At 47.7% G+C, this 23276-nt stretch carries 23 protein-coding genes; 3 read left to right on the top strand and 20 right to left on the bottom strand.

Annotated elements, in window-relative coordinates; translation table 11 throughout:
- Nucleotides 1–160: 160 nt before the first annotated feature.
- The 4 genes from GGC63_RS26165 to GGC63_RS26180 all read right to left on the bottom strand — a co-directional run bounded on the left by GGC63_RS26165 (nt 161) and on the right by GGC63_RS26180 (nt 4288).
- Nucleotides 161–1663, bottom strand: coding sequence for an AAA family ATPase (locus GGC63_RS26165; protein ID WP_192704843.1), 1503 nt, complete (start codon nt 1661–1663; stop codon nt 161–163).
- Complete coding sequence (locus GGC63_RS26170) at nt 1656–2189, bottom strand: hypothetical protein (protein WP_192704844.1); 534 nt, start codon at nt 2187–2189, stop codon at nt 1656–1658. The genes GGC63_RS26165 and GGC63_RS26170 overlap by 8 nt, the downstream gene beginning before the upstream one ends.
- Before the next feature lie 257 nt (nt 2190–2446).
- Nucleotides 2447–2938 carry a DUF5590 domain-containing protein gene (locus GGC63_RS26175; RefSeq protein WP_192704845.1) on the bottom strand — a complete coding sequence of 164 codons (492 nt, stop codon included), beginning with the start codon at nt 2936–2938 and terminating at the stop codon, nt 2447–2449.
- A 51-nt stretch (nt 2939–2989) separates the two neighbouring features.
- Complete coding sequence (locus GGC63_RS26180) at nt 2990–4288, bottom strand: amidohydrolase (protein WP_192704846.1); 1299 nt, start codon at nt 4286–4288, stop codon at nt 2990–2992.
- Between the two features lie 266 nt (nt 4289–4554).
- Between GGC63_RS26180 and GGC63_RS26185 the strand changes: the two genes are divergently transcribed.
- Together GGC63_RS26185 and GGC63_RS26190 are read left to right on the top strand one after the other, a co-directional pair.
- Nucleotides 4555–5175 carry a DUF47 domain-containing protein gene (locus GGC63_RS26185; RefSeq protein WP_079908993.1) on the top strand — a complete coding sequence of 207 codons (621 nt, stop codon included), beginning with the start codon at nt 4555–4557 and terminating at the stop codon, nt 5173–5175.
- 27 nt (nt 5176–5202) lie between these two features.
- Nucleotides 5203–6204 carry an inorganic phosphate transporter gene (locus tag GGC63_RS26190; protein ID WP_192704847.1) on the top strand — a complete coding sequence of 334 codons (1002 nt, stop codon included), beginning with the start codon at nt 5203–5205 and terminating at the stop codon, nt 6202–6204.
- A 116-nt stretch (nt 6205–6320) separates the two neighbouring features.
- Here GGC63_RS26190 and ltrA read toward each other — a convergent pair whose 3' ends face one another.
- From ltrA to GGC63_RS26265, 15 genes are all read right to left on the bottom strand, one after another.
- Complete coding sequence (gene ltrA, locus GGC63_RS26195; RefSeq protein ID WP_192704848.1) at nt 6321–7712, bottom strand: group II intron reverse transcriptase/maturase; 1392 nt, start codon at nt 7710–7712, stop codon at nt 6321–6323.
- A gap of 468 nt (nt 7713–8180) precedes the next feature.
- On the bottom strand, nt 8181–8801 hold the full coding sequence (locus tag GGC63_RS26200; protein ID WP_079910649.1) for a redox-sensing transcriptional repressor Rex: 621 nt from the start codon (nt 8799–8801) through the stop codon (nt 8181–8183).
- Nucleotides 8798–11650, bottom strand: a complete 2853-nt coding sequence (dinG, locus tag GGC63_RS26205) for an ATP-dependent DNA helicase DinG (RefSeq protein WP_192704849.1) — start codon at nt 11648–11650, stop codon at nt 8798–8800. Before dinG ends, GGC63_RS26200 begins: the two co-directional genes overlap by 4 nt.
- 87 nt (nt 11651–11737) lie before the next feature.
- Nucleotides 11738–12370 (bottom strand): tetratricopeptide repeat protein, encoded by a 633-nt coding sequence (locus tag GGC63_RS26210; RefSeq protein WP_192704850.1) that lies wholly within the window; start codon nt 12368–12370, stop codon nt 11738–11740.
- A gap of 63 nt (nt 12371–12433) precedes the next feature.
- The gene (gene panD / locus GGC63_RS26215; protein WP_079910652.1) at nt 12434–12817 is read right to left on the bottom strand and encodes an aspartate 1-decarboxylase; all 384 of its coding nucleotides are present in this window, start codon (nt 12815–12817) and stop codon (nt 12434–12436) included.
- Between the two features lie 54 nt (nt 12818–12871).
- Nucleotides 12872–13735: a pantoate--beta-alanine ligase gene (gene panC, locus GGC63_RS26220; protein ID WP_192704851.1), complete on the bottom strand. Its 864-nt coding sequence runs from the start codon at nt 13733–13735 to the stop codon at nt 12872–12874.
- Between the two features lie 15 nt (nt 13736–13750).
- Nucleotides 13751–14605, bottom strand: a complete 855-nt coding sequence (gene panB, locus GGC63_RS26225; protein WP_192704852.1) for a 3-methyl-2-oxobutanoate hydroxymethyltransferase — start codon at nt 14603–14605, stop codon at nt 13751–13753.
- 274 nt (nt 14606–14879) lie between these two features.
- Nucleotides 14880–15878 (bottom strand): biotin--[acetyl-CoA-carboxylase] ligase, encoded by a 999-nt coding sequence (locus tag GGC63_RS26230; protein WP_192704853.1) that lies wholly within the window; start codon nt 15876–15878, stop codon nt 14880–14882.
- A gap of 5 nt (nt 15879–15883) precedes the next feature.
- Nucleotides 15884–17164 (bottom strand): CCA tRNA nucleotidyltransferase, encoded by a 1281-nt coding sequence (locus GGC63_RS26235; RefSeq protein WP_192704854.1) that lies wholly within the window; start codon nt 17162–17164, stop codon nt 15884–15886.
- 14 nt (nt 17165–17178) lie between these two features.
- Entirely contained in the window at nt 17179–18348 is a 1170-nt protein-coding gene (bshA, locus tag GGC63_RS26240; RefSeq protein WP_192704855.1) for an N-acetyl-alpha-D-glucosaminyl L-malate synthase BshA, read from the bottom strand.
- A 26-nt stretch (nt 18349–18374) separates the two neighbouring features.
- Entirely contained in the window at nt 18375–19073 is a 699-nt protein-coding gene (gene bshB1 / locus GGC63_RS26245; protein WP_192704856.1) for a bacillithiol biosynthesis deacetylase BshB1, read from the bottom strand.
- On the bottom strand, nt 19070–19495 hold the full coding sequence (gene mgsA / locus GGC63_RS26250; RefSeq protein ID WP_079910658.1) for a methylglyoxal synthase: 426 nt from the start codon (nt 19493–19495) through the stop codon (nt 19070–19072). Before mgsA ends, bshB1 begins: the two co-directional genes overlap by 4 nt.
- Before the next feature lie 85 nt (nt 19496–19580).
- Nucleotides 19581–20384: a 4-hydroxy-tetrahydrodipicolinate reductase gene (gene dapB, locus GGC63_RS26255; protein ID WP_079910659.1), complete on the bottom strand. Its 804-nt coding sequence runs from the start codon at nt 20382–20384 to the stop codon at nt 19581–19583.
- 40 nt (nt 20385–20424) lie between these two features.
- Nucleotides 20425–20949, bottom strand: coding sequence for a tetratricopeptide repeat protein (locus GGC63_RS26260; protein ID WP_318781126.1), 525 nt, complete (start codon nt 20947–20949; stop codon nt 20425–20427).
- Between the two features lie 39 nt (nt 20950–20988).
- Nucleotides 20989–21327, bottom strand: coding sequence for a nucleotide pyrophosphohydrolase (locus tag GGC63_RS26265; RefSeq protein ID WP_079910661.1), 339 nt, complete (start codon nt 21325–21327; stop codon nt 20989–20991).
- A 191-nt stretch (nt 21328–21518) separates the two neighbouring features.
- Here GGC63_RS26265 and GGC63_RS26270 point away from each other — a divergent pair, with 191 nt between their 5' ends.
- A complete protein-coding gene (locus tag GGC63_RS26270) occupies nt 21519–22388 on the top strand; it encodes a YitT family protein (protein WP_192704858.1) in 870 nt (289 codons plus the stop codon).
- A 3-nt stretch (nt 22389–22391) separates the two neighbouring features.
- On the opposite strand, the gene GGC63_RS26275 is transcribed toward GGC63_RS26270, so the two are convergent.
- Nucleotides 22392–23261: a sporulation protein YpjB gene (locus GGC63_RS26275; RefSeq protein WP_192704859.1), complete on the bottom strand. Its 870-nt coding sequence runs from the start codon at nt 23259–23261 to the stop codon at nt 22392–22394.
- Nucleotides 23262–23276: the final 15 nt, after the last annotated feature.

Here is a 23276-nt window from a genome sequence, read left to right on the forward strand (position 1 = left end):
TTCGCCATACATAAGAATCCAAGCTACGCGGGGGCTTGGCCCCTCCCGCGACCGGACTTTCACCGGATAGAAGATGCGTGCTTAGCTGGGCACGCATAAAATAAAAAAAGCCCGAAGCTGCCCGGCTTACGCCTGTGCTTCAAGCTCTTGCTTTCATCGTTTATGCAGTCTGCAGTTTGGAATGCTCCAGCAGCTCGCGGAATTGGTCTCCCGATAATACTTCTTCCTTGACCAGGATATACAGCGATTGTTCAAAAACAATGCGATGCTGCTCCAGAAGCTCACGGGTTCTCACGGTCAGCTGCTCAAGAATAGCTGTGTTTTCCTTCATCAGCTCTTCCTTCGTTACCATTTGGCGATCGATAATGCCAAGATTGGTCAGGCCAGAATCCATCATGGTCCGTACCAGATGCAGCGCCTGTTCGAAGTCGTTGCGCGACCCTGTGGAACGCCCGCCGTAAAACATTTCCTCGGCTACAGCTCCGCCCAAGGCGATGATGATTTGCTCTTCCAGCTGTTCCTTGGTATATAAATATTGATCCTGCTGTGGATTATGACGTACGTAACCAAGTGCTTTTCCCCGAGGGCTTAACGCCACCTGAGATACCGAGCCCGGGCGTACGACTTCCGCTGCGATAGCATGCCCCAATTCATGGAGGGCAACCCGGTCGCGTTCTTCTTTCGTAGACTCGCGGTCCGTTTTTTCCCCGATCATGACCTTATCCACTGCTTGGGACAAATGGCTTTGTTGGATAAACTCCGACTCTTCACGCATAGCGTAAATTGCAGCTTCGTTCATAACACTTTCAAGCTGTGCTCCGGAAAATTGGAAAGTCTCTTCGGCAACATGCTCCAGATTCACTTCCGGTGCCAAAGGTTTATTTTTGCTGTGAATGTTCAAAATATGCAGACGGCCTTTCTTATCCGGTAAATCCACTTCAATATGACGGTCGAAACGGCCTGGACGCAGCAAGGCGCTATCCAGCATCTCCTTGCGGTTGGTTGCCGCCATAATTAGAATTCGCGGGCTTTCCGTCGTATGAATCCCATCCATCTCCGTCAGGAGCTGGTTTAGGGTCTGATCATATTCTCTATGCTGCCCGCCGTCTCTTTTACCGCCGATAACATCGATCTCGTCAATAAACACGATGGCGCTGTCTTTGTTTTCCTTCACAGCTCGATTACGTGCATCCTTGAACAAATCGCGGATCCGGCTTGCGCCGACACCGACATACATTTCCACAAACTCACTGCCTGCGGCTGCCATAAATACCGAATTCGTATAATGAGCAGCTGCTTTGGCGAGCAAGGTTTTCCCCGTTCCGGGAGGACCTTCAAGCAATATCCCTTTAAGCGGACGGATCCCTAGCTTGCGTATTTCTTCATGCTTAATCAGGAAATCCAACGCCTCCTTGAGCTCGGTCTTGGCCCGCTGCTGGCCTCCTATATCATCAAAGGTCAAGTAGCTCGGGGCTTGCTGTCTGCGCGATTTGCCCTGGCCGCCAAAGCCTGCGCTGGCACTGCGCATCTGGTTCATATAGAAGATGGTTCCTAAAATAACTGCAAGAAACACCAACGGTAACGCATTGACGCCGATAAAGAAGAGAAAAATAATGACAACGGGAATAGCCCCAATAAAGATCTCCTTATAAATCTTACTCATTCGGCCACACCTCCATCTTCTCCGGTGTGCGAGGAAGCATTACGAATTTGCTTTTGTCTCCGTCCGTCATGGTAACAAACACGAATTTATCGTTCATTTCCGTAGAAATTTTCAAATTCGAAGAACCCGCGACACGGGATTGTAGTGTAGTCGGAATTTCAGCATAGTGCTTCGTTTCCATAGCTTGGGCAACATCAAAGAGAGCGGACGACCACCATTGATCCAACTGCTGCGACGATTCATTGACTACTTTAAGCTTTAAGGCTTTTTTCCCGATAATGGAAGAGCCTTTATTTTCTATATTATCATATACCTCTCGCAAGCTAGTGCCCGGCTGCAGCTTCACTTCGATTTCGGCATCATCTGTATTGATCTTTGTACTTACCAGTTCAACACCCGGGGTAGATTTTACGACACCTGCCAAAGGATTCTCCATGGCAAAGCTTTGATATGCGAACCAACCGCCAAACAACACGGTAGCAGAAATAGCAACACTCAATACTATAGGTAAGAGACGTAACTTCATTAGCTGACGTCCCCCTTTCTAATGTGATATATCAAAAAGCATACGTTGAGTATATCACATGATATATCAAAATGGTTGATGTAATGTGTGGTAATGAACCCTTTCCTTCTCCAGCATGAATACCACAAAGCGAAGCCCTGTCGCCGGGGCTGACTAAAGTGCTATTTTGGCGGGTTCCTGAATTATATTTAATGAAATGAAAAAAGAAGCCTTTGCCAGTCCGGAGTTGTTTCCCGAAACCTGCATCGGCTTCCATGTTATTGAATACTCAAACGCCATGTATCCAAATAGGCTCCATCATTAAACGAATAATAATCGTAATAATATTTCTCGCTTCCGGATTCGTCTGCCGGCAGCTTATATAATACTTCCCAAATAAGCTTACCGCCAAGCACTCCGGGTATGGTTCTTAAAATATCCGCGTTGGGATGCTTCGACTCCAGCGTGGAATTGATCTGATCCTCCGACGCACCGTCTGCAGCCATCTGGGAATAAATTTCATCTTCCCCTACCCAAACGATGAGCTGCTGCCCGATTTTATCTTCCCCGCGAATTACCGTATAGGGCTTTTCTCCGACGAACCTTTCCACTTTTACAGCTTTCGTCAGTAGAGTTTTTTGATAAGCCGTTTGCACTGCATTTCGTTGAATTTTCCATTCATCCTCTTGCACCGCGTTGATAAAACGGCCTCCAAAAAACAAAATAAGTCCGATAACAGCCACCGCTGCAATGGTTATTTTGATTTTCATAGAGGGAACCTCCTGCAACTATTTCCCGCTAATGCTGCACTACTGTTGCGATTATTGACTCGTAAGTCTCTCAAAGCAGCGCTGCGCTTCGTAAAGCACCTTTTCTTCATCCAATGTAAGGCATTCCCCGTTCTTAACCACCATTCTTCCATCTACCCACACATCAGCAACATCCTTAGCCGAAGCAGAGTAAATAACATGCGAAATGTAGTTGGTTTTAGGGAAGAAGTGAGGCTGATTCAGGTTCAGGGAGATGAAATCAGCTTTCATCCCCGGTTGGAGAGAACCTACATCCTCCAGCCAGATGGATTGGGCCCCATCGATGGTTCCCATACGGATTGCCGCTTCTGCAGGAACAGCTACAGGATCACCTGTAACAGCTTTATGGATCAAAGCAGCCAAACGCATCTCCTCGAACATATCCAGATTGTTGTTGCTTGCCGCTCCGTCCGTGCCAAGGGACACCTTCACACCTTGCTTCAATAATTCAGGCACTCGTGCGATGCCGCTGGCCAGCTTCAGATTGCTTCCCGGATTATGCGATACCCGAACATCATGTTGTTTCAGCACTTGAATCTCGTCGTCCGTTAAGTGTACCGCATGAGCGACCAAAGCAGGTCTGGAGAACAAACCGAGCTTCTCCAAATGCGCTACTGGTCTCGCCCCGTATTGATCGACGTTATCCTGGACTTCACGAGCGGTCTCCGACATATGGGTGTGCAGCGGCAAATTCAAATCATGGGCGACTTGCACAATCTTCTCAATATAATCGGGAGGGCAAGTGTAAGGGGCGTGAGGAGACATCATAGTCGTAATGCGTCCTCCAGCTTTTCCGTGCCAATCACGGGCGAACTGAGTGGCTTCCTTCAGTTTGGCGTCCTGAACCTCCGGCGGGCATAATCCGATAACACCGCGCGTCAGGCAGGCGCGCATACCGCTTTCCTCAACGGCTTGGGCCACCTCATTCATATGATCGTACATATCTACGAACGTCGTTGTTCCGCCTTTTATCATTTCCAGAATGGATAGCTGCGTCCCCCATTTGACGTCGTGAGCGGTAAATTTGCCTTCAATCGGCCACATTTTTTCCTGAAGCCATACTTGAAGAGCCAGATCGTCGCCATAGCCGCGCAGTAGAGACATGGCCGCATGACAATGCGTATTCACCAGACCGGGCATGTACAGCTTATCCTTGCCGTTGATTTGCTCATCATATGTTTCGAGCGGCTGCGGCGCTTCTTCACCTATATATGTAATAAGATTGCCTTCCAAAACCATGCAGCCTTGGATTACAGGCTTCTCGGGGTTCATTGTAAGAAACGTTCCGTTTGTTATAATCGTTTTTTTCATGATCACCTTATCCTTTCGAACCGTAGCATCAATCTTCACTGTACAACTTCGAACTCTATAAATCAAGCGGGCTGGCGAAATCGCAGGGTTGTGACAACATATAAACAGATTCATGAACATATCTTCAATTGGATAAACTATGATTGCAAAGCATTAGTATGTTGTGTTATTTTTATTTTTGTGTGAATTTTATCGCTTTTTTTCTACATAATTTGCGTTAGAATATGAAGTTTTCATTAAGATACAATTTTGAGGGAGGCTCTTTCATGCTTTTTGCCAAGAAGAACGACATCGATTTTTTGCTGCTGTTGATTAAAGCATCAGAGAACACTCTTCACGCGGCGCAAATATTCCGCAATGCCGTCATGGGAGATCAACCGCCTGCAGCCTTTTATCCCCAGTTGAAGGATTTGGAAAATAAGGGCGATCAAATTACGCACCAAATCTTCAAAGGGTTGAACAAAGTGTTCATTACTCCTTTGGAACGCGAGGACATTATGGAGCTTGCTTCCAAGGTGGATGACGTAATAGATGGAATTGAGGCATCCATCGCCAGATTTGATTACATGAACATTAACGTCAGCGACAACTATATGAGAGAATTTTCCGCCGTTCTCGTCGACAGCTGCCAGCACATCCTGGACTCCTTCAAGCTGCTTTCCAAAAAGAAATATATGCAAATTACGGAGCATACTGTTCAAATCAACAGTCTTGAGAACGAAGCGGACCGTTTGATGCGCGAGGGAATAAGAGAAATCTTTATGAACCCGACAGATCCTTACCATGATTTCAAATTGAAGGAGCTATACGAGCGGCTCGAACAAACAACGGATGCCTGTGAAGACGTCGCAAATATTTTGGAAAGCGTCGTATTGCGTTATTCGTAAGCTGTTCGAACTTGGTAGGAGGTAATTATGTTAACCCTTTTAATCATCATTGTCGCGCTAGCCCTGATATTTGACTTCATCAACGGCTTTCACGATACAGCCAACGCGATTGCAACTTCCATCTCAACCAAAGCGTTGTCACCTAAATTCGCCATATTCTTCGCGGCTACCTTGAATTTTGTAGGAGCTATTTATTCATCAGAAGTTGCTAAAACGGTCGGAGGTAAGGTTGCCAACCCGGCAACCATTGATAATGGTGTACAAGTAGTTATCGCGGCATTATTAACGGCTATTATTTGGAACCTCATCACATGGTACTTTGCCATCCCTTCTTCCTCCTCTCATACGTTGATCGGCGCTCTTGCCGGTGCCGTTATCGCAGGTGCAGGTGCATCTTCTGTCAATTGGAGCGGTTTCAAGGAAATTATTATTATCTTGGTCGCTTCTCCAATCATTGCTTTTGCTACGGGCTTTATCATCATGTGGATTATCCGTCAGCTCATTCTTCTTAGCGGCAATCACTCCAGATCAAAGCTGAACCGAACCTTCCGGATTTTTCAAATTTTCTCCGCCGGACTGCTTTCGTACTCCCATGGAGGCAACGACGCACAAAAAGCAATGGGTATTATCGTCTTCGGTATGGTGGCTCTAGATTATCAAGATACACTGGATGTTCCGTTATGGGTTAAATTGTGTGCAGCTACGGCAATGGGCTTAGGAACGTCTATCGGCGGTTGGAAAATCATTAAAACCATGAGTAAAAAGCTGATCAAGATCGAACCTATTAACGGATTTGCTTCGGACTTGAACTCCTCCATCGTGATTCAAGTATCTACAGCGATGGGAATGCCATTGTCCACAACGCATGTTATCTCGTCATCCATTATTGGGACTGGCGCAGTCATGAGATTCTATGACGTGAAGTGGGCCACCGTTACGAAAATGGTTATGACCTGGATCATTACAATCCCTATCAGCATGGTCCTATCGTTCATCATTTACAAAATTATTTTCCAATTAACCTCATAAGATATAAAATAACATCGGATACTTTAAGTTCCCTATAATCGAGTAGGAGGGGGTGATTAACCCCCGTCCTCTCACACCACCGTACATGCGGGTCCGCATACGGCGGTTCCAAAAGGTTAACAAAGCTCCAAGTAACGAGAAAGTAAACTTTTCAGCCCTTTCGATTCCCAGTGGGACGTCGGAAGGGCGTTGTTTGTGTTTCGAGACATTTCCCATGCTCCTCGCCGGGAGTTGGCCATTTTTAAGACCGCCCATTCAGGGACTCCGAGTGCTCGAAGTTCACGAATGCGAGTTTTCACACGCTTCCATTGTTTCCAGAGGCACATTCGCAATCGTCGTCGAATCCATTGGTCGAATCTCTTGCAATGGTTCTTCGCCGAAGCGAGTCGGAAGTATCCCATCCATCCCATGAGGTATCGGTTGAGCCGGGTGATGCGGTCATCCATCGACATCGAGCGTGTTCGATCCGTTAGTTCCCTTATCTTCTCCTTGAATCGGGAGATCGTTTTGGGAGCAAGCCGGATCGTCACCTGTCTGTTTGATAAGAAGCTAAAGCCGAGGAACTTCCGATTCCATGGCCGATCCACTGCACTCTTGTCACGATTCACTTTCAATTTCAGCTTTCCTTCCACAAATCCAATAACCGATTCTATGACACGTTCTCCGGCCCGTCTGCTGGCGACGAAGATGTTACAATCGTCCGCATAGCGGACAAACTTGTGCCCCCGTTTGGTTAGTTCTTTATCTAGGTCATCCAGCAGGATGTTTGCTAATAATGGACTTAAAGGGCCGCCCTGCGGTGTTCCCTCCTCCGTTTTCTGGCAAACTCCACCTTCCATTACTCCGGCGTTCAGGTAGGCACGGATTAGTCTCAGGATTCGCTTATCCGCCACTTTCCTTGCCACTCTTGCCATGAGAATGTCATGATTTACCCGGTCAAAGAATTTCTCCAAATCCATATCCACGATCCACCGAAGACCGTTTTGTATGTATTGCTGGGCTTGCTTTACCGCGTCATGCGCTCTCTTTCCCGGTCTAAAGCCGTAGCTGTACCATGAAAAGTGAGCGTCAAAGATCGAGTTCATGACCTGCAGAAGTGCTTGTTGAAGGAGTCTATCCATTACGGTCGGGATACCAAGTAGCCGTACTCCGCCTCCGGGTTTGGGGATTTCCACCCGTTTGACAGGCATAGGTTTGTAGGTTCCCGCGAGAAGTTCGGCTTTCACCGTCTCCCAGTGCGTCTTCAGGTAAGCTTGTAGCTCCGTTACCGTTACTCCGTCCACCCCGGGTGCTCCTCCATTTTGGACCACTCGCTTGTAGGCGAGCAAAAGGTTTTCCCTTTCGAGCATCCGCTCCAACAAGTCGTTACGGACTTCGCGAGAGGAAGGGACGATTTGTGCCGACGAAGAACTCGGCGCTCCGGCATACCCTGACGGCTTCACCGCTTCTCTTTGCCGCAAGCTCTCTTGCGAGATATTCTGCTGTCGTTGCTCTTCATGCGAACGCATCGGTTTCCTCTCTCCTTTCGGTTCGGCCCTTCCGGTTTCCGACGTCCCGTACTTCCGTACTATGGCCTCTGCTGACTCCTGCGGATTCAGCGCGGCCTTACAGCCGCGGTTACGAAGTAACTTCGCGTGTTCCGCAGGTCTCCCCAGATAAGAACGTCATCTTTCCGCCCGCGCTCGCCCAAGTTTACGGCTGTAGCCTTTGGCAGCTTTGGATTTTGTCATGGTATGGTGACTCATCCGACTGCAACCGCCTCAAATTGGATTCGTGTACCTCAAGCCGTGCGTTTGCCTCCAGCTTCCTTCAGATTCCGCCTCACGGCGGACACCCTTGCTCTTGGCTAATGGTAGGCGCTTGCCAGCCCCCATTCCGGACTTTCACCGTAGAGATGACGCCCATGCTGGGCGTACATAGCAAAAAAGCCTACAGATTTGTAGGCTTCTTTATATTATCGGCAGCGTCGCGTTTATTCAATCCAAATAATAGGCTAAGCTTTGCAGCTCGGTTGTAAAATCCGCATGATGAACCCGAATTTCATTGGGTACCTTGATGATCATTGGCGCAAAATTCAGTATCGCTTCTACCCCGGCCTCAACGAACTGATTAGCCACATTTTGCGCTTCCGCCGCAGGTACGGTAATGATCCCGATACGAACATGAAGCGATTGGATCGTTTCCTTCAGCTCGTTCATCGGCTTGACCTTCAGATTGTTGATGGATTCGCCTACTTTAGTCTCGGAAGCGTCGAACACAGCGACAATTTTCATATTGTCCTTTAAATAAGCATTGTAATTGCACAACGCCCGGCCCAAGTTCCCCGCTCCGACCAAAGCAACCGGAATCACCTTATCCAGCTTTAAAATTTGACGTATTTTTTCGATCAAATAAGCGACATCGTAGCCGATTCCTTTTTTGCCGAACTCGCCGAAATAAGCTAAATCCTTGCGGATTTGCGCAGGATTCAAGTCAAGCTTCTGACCCAAATCCTGCGAGGATACCGTATGGACACTCTTCTTGCTCAATTCATTAAGAAACCGTAAATAAATAGGCAGTCTTCTTACCACTGCTTCGGATATTTTTAATGTTTTCATGCACCGTTTTCCCCCATCCACTGCTTAATTCTTGATACCAATTGTTTGGTTGGCATGTGTTCGATTTTGGGGCCGGGCAGCGAGTACAAAAAGTACTTCCCATAAGTCGTATCAATGACGCGAGTGTCATAAATGATAACAATGCCTTTGTCCTTGGCCGTCCGCACCAATCTTCCGAAGCCTTGCTTGAATCGGATCACCGCCTGCGGAACCGACAGCTTCATGAAAGCATTCTGATTCAGCTTTTTTAAATTTTCCGTTTTGGCTTCCACCAAGGGATGGTTAGGCGGCTGGAACGGCAGCCGGACGATAGCCAGACACGTAAGAGCATCTCCAGGTATATCTACTCCTTCCCAGAAGCTGCTCGTTCCCAACAAGACGCTTGCGGGATTATTCTGGAATAATCGCGTCAATTTGCTGCGATTACTGCTGTCGACACCCTGTCCCAATACTTGAATCCCGAACGGGCTCAGAACGTCCTTTAAAGCCGCGTGAGCAAGCTTCAGCATTCTATTGGACGTAAATAATACGAGCATCCTTCCCTTGGTCTCGAGAGCTACTTCAGCCAGAGATTGGGTCAAATGATCGACAAATTGCTTCTCCCCAGAATTTCCCCGAATACTAGGGAAATCTCTCGGTATCGCTACCAGCGCCTGCTGGCGGTAATTGAACGGAGACGGGAGCTGTACCGTCTTCAGCTTGCCGTCGGTGTCTTTGATATCCAGTCCCAGCTGCTCGGCGGTATAATCGAAGGATTTGCCCACAGACAGAGTGGCTGACGTCATAATGACGCTATCCTTTACGTCGAAAAATTGCTGCTGCAGCATCGGGCTGACATCGATCGGTACGCATACCAGCTGCAGCGATTTGCTCTTATTGAATTGCCCCGCTTCCAGCCAATAAACATAATTGTCATCAGGCATCGTCATGAAGAAATGCAGATTATCGCGTTGACGATACAGCTCCTTGACAGCCCCGGAGATATCGGTAACTGTGCCTTGCAGATCAAGCTCCTCTTGCATTTCCTTCATTTCGGAGAGGAGCTTATCCAGCTTTTTCAACACCTCTGTCGCATTGAGATAAATGTTATCCTCGTGAACAAGCAGCTTGTCCCATGCCGCCGGCGTTTCCCCTTTTTTGATCCGGTAGACAAGCTGCCCTCCTTCCGTCTGGGAAGGATCGGAACGAACCGCCAGTAATTGGTACAGCAGCTCAGAGAGCTCATCCCAATCTTCCTTGATCTTCACCAGCTTGGGAGTGATGGCGTCGATGGTTTCGCACCAGGACTGCGCTTTCTCCGAAGGCTCCCTTTGCAGACGTGCATGCAGCGACGATAACTGTCCGCTTCGCCCGTCCTTATATAACCACCATAGAGTATTCAGGAAAGACCCGTAAAAAAGCTCAATCCCAAGATGCTTGCTGGCTACTTCTTCAAAGTGATGCGCTTCATCGATGACAAGGTGTTTATAACTAGGTAAGAGGCGGTTCTCCGCCTTGGTATCTGTAAATAGCATCGAGTGGTTTGTTATAATAACATCGGCGGTGTTGGCTTCATGCTTCGCACGATGATAAAAGCATTTGCGAAACCAAGGACATGCGCGGTTCAAGCAGGAATCCGAATCGCTTGCAACCGTATGCCAGAACTGCATGCCCTTGTTCGCAAAATGCAGCTCTTCCTCGTCTCCGCTTTTCGTTTCACTAAGCCAAACCAGCATTTGCCCTGCATTAATCCGATCTTCTTTTCCGTTCTCAAAATCAAGAAGATTTATTTTATGCTCAAACTTGCGCAAGCACAAATAGTGGCTTCGTCCCTTCAAAACGGCGGCGCGGAATGGCACAGGAAACAAGCTGTGCAGCAAGGGAATGTCACGTTCACGAATCTGTTCCTGCAAGTTGATCGTATGGGTACTCACCAGCACCTTTTTATCCTGCTTCAAGCCATAGTACAGGGAAGGAATCAAATATCCCAACGATTTGCCGGTTCCCGTTCCCGCCTCCACCATAAGGTGCTTCTTCTGTTCGAAAGCGGCTTCCACTTCCTCAAGCATTTTGACCTGCGCCTCGCGGTCCTCGTAGGACTCGAACCTTTGGCGGAGCAGCTGCTTTAACTGCTCATAGAACTCCGCAAAATCGTCGGGGATAACGGAAACATCCCCTTCCTCGCGAAGCGGCTCTTCATCGCCCCAATCCTCCACATTAATGGCAAATTGGCGGTAGTACTTGGCTTCATCCGTATCGACGGGCTGGAATGCTTCCTTATACATTCTCATTTCACGGATAAACCAGCCGAAATCGGTTGCCCCTTCGTCAAAAATCATCGACAAGCGCTGAAGAACAATCAATGGAAGCTGTTGAAAGCGCTCAATACAGCGAAGCCAAATAAGGGCCGTCACTTCAGCGTCACTGTCAGCTTGATGCGGCCTTTCATGTTCTATGTTAAATGCATGGGCTACCATGGAAAGCTGCAAGCTTGCCAGCGACGGGAACAGGACCCGAAGGGAATCCATTGTATCCAGCACTCTTCCGTCAAATGGAAAATAACCGTGCTCATCCAGCGCTCTTTGAAGAAAAGCCAAATCAAATCCTACGTTGTGAGCGACAAGGACGGCATCCTGCAATAGCGGCACCAGCTGGCCGATGACTACATCAAGCTCGGGAGCACCGGCGACCATTTCATCGTCAATGCCGGTTAACGTTGTTATAGAAGAAGGTATACTTATCCCGGGATTTACGAGTGAAGTATACCTATCCGAAATATGATCATCTTGTATGATGACGAGACCTACCTGGATAATGCGATCCGTTGGTTGACTCCCGGTCGTTTCAAAATCCAAAACCGCGAATTTCATTTCCTTAATGTCAATCCCTTCATACCCACTCTTCTTATTAGAATACCAATACTATCGGGAAAAGGGAATAGTAAACTTATTCTTCAGCTATCGTTTGGGGTGATGAACGAACTGAAGCTGTCCTTTTCTTTCATTGCACAGCCCCATATCTACCAAAGGCTGGACGCTGGAAGGATCCGTCTGAAAGGCCAAATTAAAATATTCAAACGCCTTGTCCAAGTTTCGGTTCTGTGCTTGAATACACCCCATAGCATTATAAGAAATCGCGCGGATTTGATTGTTATCGGTCAACTGGGAGGTAAAGAGGAAATGATTATAGCTTTCGGCTGTATCGCCTTTACGCAGGTAGCTCATCCCCAAATAAATACGAGCTAGCGTAAAATCAGGATATTTGCGAATAATTCCGGAAAATTCCCTTATAGCCTCGTCGAACATCAGCAGCTTATAAAATCCTTGGCCGCGTAAAAATTCGTCCGACCGCTTGCCGCCCAATTCCGGATCCAATACTTTGGACAGTGTGCTTTCTTGATGGTGCTGCTGATGAAACGAAGCCATCTTTTCTTCAAATAAAAGCCATTCTTCAATAAAGGTGTCGCTCATGGCCTTTAACACTCTAAGCTTTTCCTGGAGCTCTTTTTTTCTCGAACCTGTTGCGGTTGCGAACTGTGCTGAAATTTCGTCAAGCATTTCATTCATCGAGGCAAATAAATGTTTGAACATGTACGCATCCCACCTTCAGCTGAGCATATCCTCATTTTTTGCCCCGACAGCCCTTTTCATTCGTTACAGTACGGTGGAATGAATTTCTTCTTTAATGACGCTGATAACCTTATTATTTTCACCCATAATGGCTACTTGGGGCTTATGATTGCGCGCTTCTTCATCTGTAAGCATGACATAGGAAAGAATAATGACCGTGTCGCCCACTTGAACCAATCTTGCAGCCGCTCCATTCAAACAGATCACGCCGGAGCCTCTGGGACCGGGAATAATGTAAGTTTCCAGACGCGCTCCATTGTTGTTGTTAACAATTTGCACCTTTTCGTTCGGCAGCATGTCGAGCATATCGAGTAAATCTTCATCGATCGTGATGCTTCCTACATAATTGAGATTGGCTTCCGTAACCGTCGCACGGTGGATTTTGGATTTGAGCATTGTTCTGAACATGGATGTGACCTCCTAAGAGTTTCGCCCAGGCTAAACTTTCTTCGTAAGCATAGATTACCAGCGAATGATGGTATTATCAATGAGGCGGGTTTTACCAAATTTTACGGCAAGCGCTATAATAAATGCCGGAACCGAACGCAAATCGGTAACAGGCTCCAGCGTCGGGTACGCTAATATGTCGGCATAATCAATTTCTGCCAGAGGAGACTGAGCAATATGTCGTTTGACGGCATCCTGTAACTCACTTGCCTTAAGCGGACCTTGATGCCCTTTCACAAATTCCTCCGCCATCTTCAAAGCGGAAGACAACACTAGAGCTTGCTCCCGTTCTTCCGGCTGCAAATATACATTTCTCGAGCTTAAAGCAAGACCGTCTTCCTCTCTGACGATTTTGCATGGCACGATCTCCACCGGAATATTCAAATCATTAACCATCTGCTGGATAACCGCAATTTGCTGAGCATCCTTCATTCCGAAGAAGGCATAGTCCGGTTGAACGATGTTAAATAATTTGGTAACCACTGTTGCTACACCGTCAAAATGTCCCGGCCGCGAGGCTCCGCATAGACGTTCTGACACTCCGCTCACAGAAACGATGGTTTTAGTCGGCTGCGGGTACATCTCTTCAACTGAAGGGAAAAATACGATATCGGTACCGGTCGCCTTGGCCACCGCCAAATCCCGCTCTTCATCCCGCGGATATCGGGCCAAATCTTCATTCGGGCCAAATTGAAGCGGGTTGACAAAAATACTGAGTACCACCAGGTCGCATTGTTTACGAGCGGCTTCCAGCAGGCTTGCATGACCCTGATGTAAGTATCCCATGGTTGGGACGAATCCGACAATGAGTTCACGACGGGATGCTCTTGCATCACGCACCGCTTGCCTCAGCTCTTTGATATGATGAATGATTTGCATAAGTAGACCTCCGTCTTATTTCTTGGCCCCATATAAAAATTCCGCAACTTCATCTTCCATTTGGAAGGAGTGCTCGGCAAGCGGGAATTGCCGCTGCTTAACCTCATCTACATACTGCTTGATTCCATCCCTTATGATGCTGCCGACATTCGCGAATTCTTTGACAAACCGTTTAGGAACGATATCGGATCCATAACCCAGAGCATCATGAAATACCAATACCTGTCCATCGCAATGCGGGCCTGCACCGATCCCGATCGTTGGGATGGATATTTCGTTGCTTATATGCTCAGCCAGCTGTTCGGTGACAAGCTCCAGGACAACAGCAAAAGCGCCTGCCTGCTCCAATGCTTTTGCCTCCTCCAGCAGCTTCTGAGCCTGGGCTGAATTTTTCCCTTGAATCTTATATCCTCCAATTTGATGAATGGATTGCGGCGTCAGTCCAATATGGCCCATGACAGGAATTCCTGACCGGGTGAGAACGGATACCGCCTCGGCAATTTCGACTCCGCCTTCCATCTTAACTGCTTTTGCTGCCCCTTCCTGCATAATCCGGGCTGCATTGCGAATCGTATTATCTATGCTTCCGTGATAAGTCATAAAAGGCAAATCCGTAACGACAAAGGCGGATTGTGCCGCCCTCGCGACCGCTCTGGAGTGATAAATCATATCTTCAATAGTTACAGGAATCGTCGAATCGTAGCCGAGCACGACATTCCCTAGAGAATCCCCCACCAGAATGACATCAACCCCGGCTTCCTCCGCTAATTTTGCAGAAGGATAATCGTAAGCCGTGATCATTGAAATCGGTACGCGATCCTCTTTCATTTTTTTCAATTTTGCTGTAGTAACCGGTCTCCGCTTTTCCATGTTATCCACACCTTCCCTCAGCTTTTTGGTCATGTTCCCTTAGTATGAACAAAAAAACCTTTTAGTCTACGGGAGCTAAAAGGTTCACATGGCAAAAAAAATCATATGATCCTTCTGTCTCGGTCCGTAAGGCTCAGAGCAGAATCCGACATATTTCAGGATACAGCTATGAAATTGTTTGATGCCATCGTTCATAACAAGTGCAATTCACAAAGGATATCGCCTTGTAGAGAACATTATACCAGACATTTCATATTTCGAATACACTTATTTGTCACAAAGAATCGTGGGCCGCCGGCGCCAATTCAATATCTCCGGAATACCACAGAGTCATGCTGCCGTCAGGCAGACGAACGGATAAAGCGCCGGAATCATCGATTCCAACCGCATAGCCCGTGGCTTGTCCTCTTGGGGTATGACAAGTGATCGTGAGATGCAAGGATACGCTTAGCGCCTCCCATAGCAGCTTGATGGGGCCAAAGCCTTGTTCATGATACAGATCATAGACCAGCTCCAGCTCCTTTAGAAATTGGCACAAAATCTCGGTCCGGTCCCATTTCTTGCCTGACTCTATTGCAAGCGAAGTAGCTTTTGCCCGAAGTTCGTCATCCGGATAATCTTCTTGTGCGAGATTCACGCCAATCCCTATACCGGCAACCACATAGTGCAGATTCTCATCCTCGGCACTAGACTCCAGCAAAATACCGCTTATCTTCTTCCCTTCAATTAAGAGGTCATTTGGCCATTTGATCCCGATAGGCAGCCCTGTTGACTGTCTTAATGAACGGCATAGAGCTACAGCAATAAGAAGAGTGAGCTGAGGGGTAAAATGCAGCGGGATGCGCGGCTTAAGCACCAGGCTCATCCATAGACCTTTCCCTTTGGGGGAATGCCATTTCCGGCCTAGCCTTCCCCGTCCCGCTGTTTGCAGCTCGGCAATAACGAGAGTACCTTCCTCTGCCCCTTGGGCGATTCGCTCGCGTGCCACAATCTGAGTGGAATCTACTTCGTCATAGTAAAACATCGTTCTTCCCAATACTTTGGTTTCCAATCGGTTCTGAATCGCTTGCACATCCAGCTTTTCCGGCTTGGAGGTAAGCCGGTACCCTTTTCGGGAGACAGCCTCGAACTCATATCCTTCCTGTCGCAGTCTCTCGATATGCTTCCATATGGCGGTTCGGCTGCAGTTGAGCTTCGTGCTCAGCTCCTCACCCGAGAGAAACTGCTGAGGCTGGTCCTCAAATATTCGGATTAGTTGTTCATGGATTGACATCTTTATCACATTCCTGAAGAATAATGTTCTTTATAAATCCGCTCCGCTCTATCCAGCAGAACGTCCTTTTCATTAGCCAGGGAACCTAACGCCGCTTCCCTCAAGAGCTGCTGAAGCACGTTAGCAACCCACGGTCCCGCCGGTACAGCCATGCGGCTGATAACTTCTCCCCCGCTGATATGCAGACCGGACAGCTTGTCTACCGGGATTTCTTCCAGCCAATGCAGACCTTGCTGACCCAGAATACGGCCCGCAGAACCTTTCAATCCTTTGCTCTCCGAAGCCGCCGGATCAACCGTTAAAATGTGCGCCAAGGTTATCATAGCGTCCTTGCCGTATTGAATTATCGCCAGCTTCCACTGCCGTTCCAGCTCCTCAATGGAGCCAGAGCCAAGCCCAGCCGCCATGAACTCCGCGGCGGCTAACGGCAGCTTGACAGCATCAACTTGCTGCTTGGAAAATGTCAGCTGACGAAGTTCTTCTTCAGCTGATTGCGGTTCAGCATCCAATAGAAGGTAAAGATAAACCCAGCACTCTATTGGAGCGTTCAGCTGGGAGACGTTGTTCAGCTTCGTCACCTTATGGATCCCGGCCAGCAGCAGTGGAATCTTCGTGTACTGCAATAGTTGACTGGAAGCCAAAAGCTCTAATGCAAGGCTGGGCGAAGCGCCCGACATCATGCGCTCCAGCTCCATTCTGACGCGCTCCATTGCAATATGCTTTAGCAAAGGAGCATTGTCCCGTAAAGCGGCCCAAGTTCGCTCTTCTATGCTTAATTGATATTCCGCCGCAAAACGAACGCAGCGCAGCATCCGAAGTGCATCCTCCTGGAACCGTTCGCCCGCTTCGCCTACGCACCGAAGTATACCATTGCTAAGATCCTCCATACCGTGGAAGGGATCCAGCAGCCTTCCCTCGTGGTCTATGGCCATTGCATTCATAGTAAAATCTCTTCTCTGCAGGTCCTCAACCAGGCTATCTATGTACTGAACCTCCGTAGGTCTCCTGTAATTCTCATAGGCGTCTTCTTTGCGGAAGGTCGTTACTTCATAAGGCTGCCCGTCGATAACTACCGTAACCGTCCCGTGCTGAAGTCCGGTAGGGATCGTTCTTGCAAACAGCCGTTCCACGCGTTCGGGTAACGCTGATGTAGCAATATCATAATCCTTAACCCGTCTGTTCAGCTGCTTGTCACGTACGCAGCCCCCAACCAGATAAGCCTCGTGTCCGTTACCCAGAAGCGTTTCAATAATCGTAAAAGCTCCTTGCTCTAGCGAATCCTTCATGCCGCTCCTCCGTATTAACAATTCAGTGGATTTTTCTTCAACTCATCCGGCAGCGGACGCTCGAGGACACGATAATAGATTTCTTCATATTGACGAGTAATAATATCATTACAGAAGGTATAGCGCGCTCTGTGCAGGCAAGCTTCCTTCATTCGCTCATACATGGCTTGATCCGTCAGCAGGCTCCTTGTATATTGAGCCATTTGTTCGACATCACCGATATTCGCCAAGAAACCGGTTTCCCCATGAGTGATCAGCTCCGGAATGCCTCCGGCATTGGAAGCTATAGTAGGAACTCCGCATGCCATCGCTTCCAGAGCCACGAGGCCGAAGCTTTCCTTCTCCGAAGGCAGCAGCATGACATCGCTGAGAGACAGCAACTGGGCTACGTCATCTTGCTTTCCACAGAACGAAACCCGGTCCAATAATCCGCGTTCCTTGACTTGGCACAGCACCTTGGATAGCTCCGGTCCCTCGCCGACAAACAAAAGCCTGGACGGTACGTCTTTGCTGACGCGGTCGAAAATGTCCACAACATCGGTAACCCGCTTGACAGGCCGGAAATTAGAAATATGAATTAATATTTTTTCATCAGGATGGGCAAATTCCTTGCGCAGAGCTGCAACATCCCGAGGATAATATACTCTTTTATCAACAAAATTATAGGCCAGATCAATCGGCTTCTCAATCGATAACAGCTTTCGGGTTTCTTGTATCAAATCCTGCGATACGGCCGTAACCGCATCACTTCGATTGATCGCATATCGGATCAGATCACTTAATGATTCGTCCTGGGCTAATACGGTAATATCCGTTCCATGCAGCGTCGTCACAACCTTAATCCGGTCATTGACCATCTGCTTGGCGAGTAGAGCGCATACCGCGTGAGGAATCGCATAATGAACATGAAGCAGATCCAATTCCTGGTGCTGGATCACCTGAGCCAGCTTGCTGGCAAGAGACAGATCATACGGAGGATATTTAAATACATAATAATCGTTAACTTCCACTTCATGATAAAATATATTTTTATCGAACTTTCCTAGACGGAAAGGCATGCTATGCGTAATAAAATGAACCTCATGACCTTTTTCGGCAAGCAGCTTGCCGAGCTCAGTCGCAACAACACCTGAACCGCCCAGCGTAGGATAACAGGTGATGCCAATTTTTAACCGTTCCTTCACACGGCTTCCTCCCTTGCCTTTTCGTATTAAAATAGGTCAACCATATAAGGTAACTTAGTGATAAAGCCTTCTGCATAAGGGATCATTTTCTTTTGACCTAACATTCGGTCCTTGGCTTCCACTCTCTCCAGATAGCCCTGATTTAGCGGAGTTTGCACAAAATCATTGTTCGCGCCTACCGCTTCGAATTGAGTCCGGTAAGCCATTAGCGCTTCCATCTTCTTCTCATGGCAATCCGAAATATCGACCAAAAGATCGGACTCGGCGACATCGTTGATAAAATAAAAATACAATTGGTCTACTGTATGCGACGGCAGATCCGGTTCATACCTGCGAAGCTTGGCATTAAATACCGCTTCTTGTACCAGCTTGCTGCAGGCTATATGGTCCGGGTGCCGATCCTCCCAGTACGGGGCAAATACGATTTTGGGCTTGTACTTGCGAATTTCTCTCGTAATCGCGGCTATCGGCTCAGGTCCGATCCATAACCCGCGGTCTGGCAATCCCAGATTGCTCCGCACAGATAGCTTCAAGATCTCGGAAGCCTTGGCCGCTTCCTGCTGCCGAATCTCTACGGTACCATTCGAAGACATCTCGGCATAAGTCAAATCGCATATTCCTACACGATAGCCTGCCGCCGTGTGCTTATAAATCGTTCCGCCCATTCCGATCTCCGCATCGTCGGGATGCGCGCCAAAGATAAGAATATCCAGTGTCTCGGTCATTCGTCGATACCCGGCTTATATTTATGTACCAGCTCTCTCCAGGCAAAATCGCCGCGATCAAGCGCCTTTACCAAAATTTCCGCAGTCGCAATATTGGTTGCTACCGGGATTCCTTGTACGTCGCATAGACGAAGCAATGCAATAATATCGGGCTCGTGAGGCTGTGCCATTAACGGATCCCGCAAGAAAATGATCAGATCCATCTCATTGGTTGCGACCATGGCTCCAATCTGCTGGTCTCCCCCAAGGGGACCCGACATGAAACGATGCACCTGCAATTGCGTATTTTCCATAATACGTGTACCTGTAGTCCCAGTAGCGAATAATTCATGATGTGAGAATACAGTCTCGTACGCTGTTACGAAGTTTACCATCTCTTCTTTTTTTCTATCGTGTGCGATCAACGCAATTTTTAAAGACATTGTCTACCTGCTCCTTCGCATTACTTACAAAACAAGGACATAGAACCCCTAATCGCGGATTCCAAAGTCCTTTGTCCGTTAAAGTTTAATCTATAAAATGTTCAAAGCCGTACACCATACCTGTAAATTCCATAACCTTCTTAACGGCTACATTGACGCCAGGCATGTAACCGGCACGATCGTAAGAATCATGACGAATTTTCAATGTTTGTCCGAAGGCTCCGAATATAACCTCCTGCTGAGCGAATACACCTGGCAGGCGCACGCTATGTATTCTGAACCCATTGTATAATCCGCCGCGCGAACCTTCAATAGTTTCTTCCTCATTCGGATTGCCTTGGCGCAGCTCTTGGCGATTTTGCGAAATAAGCTCTGCCGTTTTGACAGCCGTGCCCGATGGAGCATCCAGCTTTTGGTCGCCATGATACTCAATTATTTCCAAGTGAGGCATATATTTTGCAGCTTGAGCAGCAAATTTCATCATCAATATAGCGCCGATGGAGAAATTCGGAGCAATAATGCCGCCGATGCCCTGCTGCTTGCATTGCTCGTCCAAGTTTTCAATATCCTGCGGAGTGAAACCGGTGGTTCCCATGACAGGACGGACCTTGTGGCGGATAGCCAATGCTGTATGCTGAAATGCCGACTGCGGCGTTGTGAAATCAACCAGCACATCCGGCTTGCCCTCAACTAAAGCCATCTCCAGGTCATTGCTCATCAGAATGCCGCAAGGGTCCAGGCCTACAAGACGACCCGCATCCAGCTTGGGATCGGAGGTACGGCTGACTGCCGCTACCAATTCCAGCTCCGGATCCTGCAATACCATCTTCACTACCTCGCGGCCCATTCTTCCACTAGCACCCGCTACCGCCACTCGAATTCGACTCATATCTTTCTCTTTCCTTTCATTCACCCATAATAAGTTGCCGCTATGATTTCATATATTGCTTCAATTGTTGTCTGTACTGCTCCAGCAGTTCAATTCCCATTTCATGCTGCGGATCCAGCTTCAATAGCTCTCTTATGGCCTGAATGGCCAAGCTGTACTCCTTCACATGCGAATAGGCAATCCCCAGTATCAAATACGCTTCCGAGGACAAGGAATCCAAAGCCACAGCCTGCTTTAACAAAGCGATGGCTATCCAGGCTTTATCTTCGGAATCATCTATATATAGCTCCGCTTTCTGAACGATCTCCTTGGCCTTTAAATGCTGAAGGTGGTAATGATAGTGCTCCTCCTCAGGGTCCAATCGGATTGCCTGTTCGGCATGCTCGATCGCTTTACTTAACTTGTTGCTTCTGGCATAAGTAATAGACAATCTATAATGATAAGAGGCGTTGTCAGGCTCCAATGCTATCGCCTGATCAAACCATTCCATTGCCAGTTCAAAGTCATGGTTTAGAATGGCTTCGTACGCTTTCTTGATCAGCTCTTTTCCGTTCAACTGCCCCACCCTCCTTTATGAAAAAGGTGATGGTACAGCATATGACCCTTACTCGTTATCGGTGTTTATTTTCGTCCATCGGTTCGCATCTCGGGTCTGAAATTTATGCATGATCTTATCATGTGCCTCTGTCAGATCAATGCCAAGAGAATTCGCGAAGCAGATGGTTATAAACAAAATATCTCCAAGCTCCAATTCAATGGAATTATCCTCTTCTGACGCCTTTTTGGGCTTTTCACCGAATTGGTGATTCACCTCACGGGCCAGCTCGCCTACTTCTTCCGTCATACGTGCAAGCATGGAGAGAGGGCTGAAATATCCTTCTTTAAATTGCGATATGTAGCGGTCCACTTCTTGCTGCAGCTCTTTCAACGAACGTTCTGCCATTTTGTCATCCTCACCAGCCTTGTCCATAACTATATCCATACCATACTACATATTGATTCCAATTACCATGTTATCGCAAACATCTAGGGATGACAAATTTTTTTTTGCCAAAAGATAAGGTATACTAGATAAAATCTTGCAGCAGAAGAAGGCACTTATCGATCATTTTATGCCAGGGAGGCTATGTTTTTATGGTATCCGAAAACCTGATTCAGAGGGCAAAGAGCTTCTTGCCTATCATGCTGGGTACAGCCATTTATGCGTTCGGCTTGCATTATTTTGTCATTTCCAACGAATTGATGGAAGGTGGAATCACAGGCATTGCGCTGCTGCTAAACTATATTTTTCACTTCCCGCCTTCTCTTACAACGCTGGTCATTAACATCCCCTTATTTTATGTTGGACTTAAGGTGCTCGGCAAGCAGACCATGATCAATACGATCGTCGGAACGGTCTCTCTTTCCTTTTTTCTATGGATAATGGAACAGCTGATTCACAGCGGGTGGCTCGTTCCTTTTCGCTCTGAGCACGATTACTTTCTGGCTACAGCTTACGCAGGGGTAACCTTGGGAGTTGGATTAGGCTTGGTGTTTCGGAACGGGGGTACAACAGGAGGGTCGGATATTATAGCGACCATCGGTAAAAGGTACTTGGGCTGGAGCATGGGCCAAGTGGTGCTTGCCTTTGATTGTCTTGTCATCGGCTCGTCCTTCTTCTTCATTCCGAAGGAAAAAATATTGTACACCTTCGTGGTCGTTTTTATTACATCCAAAGTTATCGACATCATTATCGAGGGAGCTTACGCGGCAAGAGCATTTACTATCATAACCGATCAAGCGGAGGAAATTGCCGCCAAAATAACAGAAACCATGGATCGTGGAGCGACCTTGATTCCAGCAGTAGGAGCTTTCTCCAAAACACATAAGCATATGGTTTACTGCGTGGTGTACCGTCAAGAAATGAAAAAGCTTAAAGACCTCGCCCGTTCCATCGATCCTCGCGCTTTTATCATCATTAACGAGGTACACGACGTAGTCGGTGAAGGCTTTAAGCCGGAGTAACGTTTATCTCTCTTCCTTTCTTCTGACAAGAACCATACCGTTGTCTTTTTTAGACAACCGCCAGCCTGCAAAGCCGAGGGCAGCCATAATGACGGAAGCCATGACAAAAGTCCATAATATCGGATTTTTATCGTCCACTATCGGTAGGAACGCGGTTGTATCCTTCTTCAAAAACAGCTTGTCTATGATTTGATGAATGGCCGGCAGCAAATTCACTATCGGTTGGTACGGGGATTGCTCCGTCTTAATCTGTCCTGCAACAAACGTTACCAGGGAATCCAGCTTCTCTACATCAGTCGGATCCCGGCTAATGAGAAGGCTTGGATGAATGATGGAAATATGCCGTTCAAAGCTTCCGACGTCTTTCTTGAAGTCGGCCAGCTTCTCGCTTTTTGCTGCCTGCTCGATTCCATTCAGATCTTCCTTCAGCAGCTTGTAATACTGAAGCCACATCGGCTGCTCAGGATGTGACAGAGCATCCGCAGCCAATCGGATTTGTGCAGCTGCGACGACCCCTTCATCAGAAGAATAGCGGGTAGAATTCAATAATCGTTTCCCTTGAGCGACAGCTTCGGTTAAGGCATTCAGCCCTTCTAGCGTCGTTAAACCTTCATAGCGAATGGTTGTCACCAAGTCGCTAACTTGCTGAATAACCGTACGGCCTCCCGTTATATCCCCCTGCATAACCTTTTTGTACATTTCATCTGCTGTTTGATTAAGCAGATCAACCCTCTCCAGCTGTTCTGTGGAAGGCTTAGGTTCGATAGACTCCTGCTTTGGCTTGTCCGTTTGCAGACATCCTGCCAGCAGCTGAATACATAAGAGCATAACCAGCATGAGGCCAATGCCTTTCCATGCACGATTAAACAACATTGGACATCCCTCCTA

Origin of the sequence: Paenibacillus sp. OAS669 (assembly GCF_014873645.1) — a bacterium.
Classification (GTDB): Bacteria; Bacillota; Bacilli; order Paenibacillales; family NBRC-103111; genus Paenibacillus_S; species Paenibacillus_S vulneris.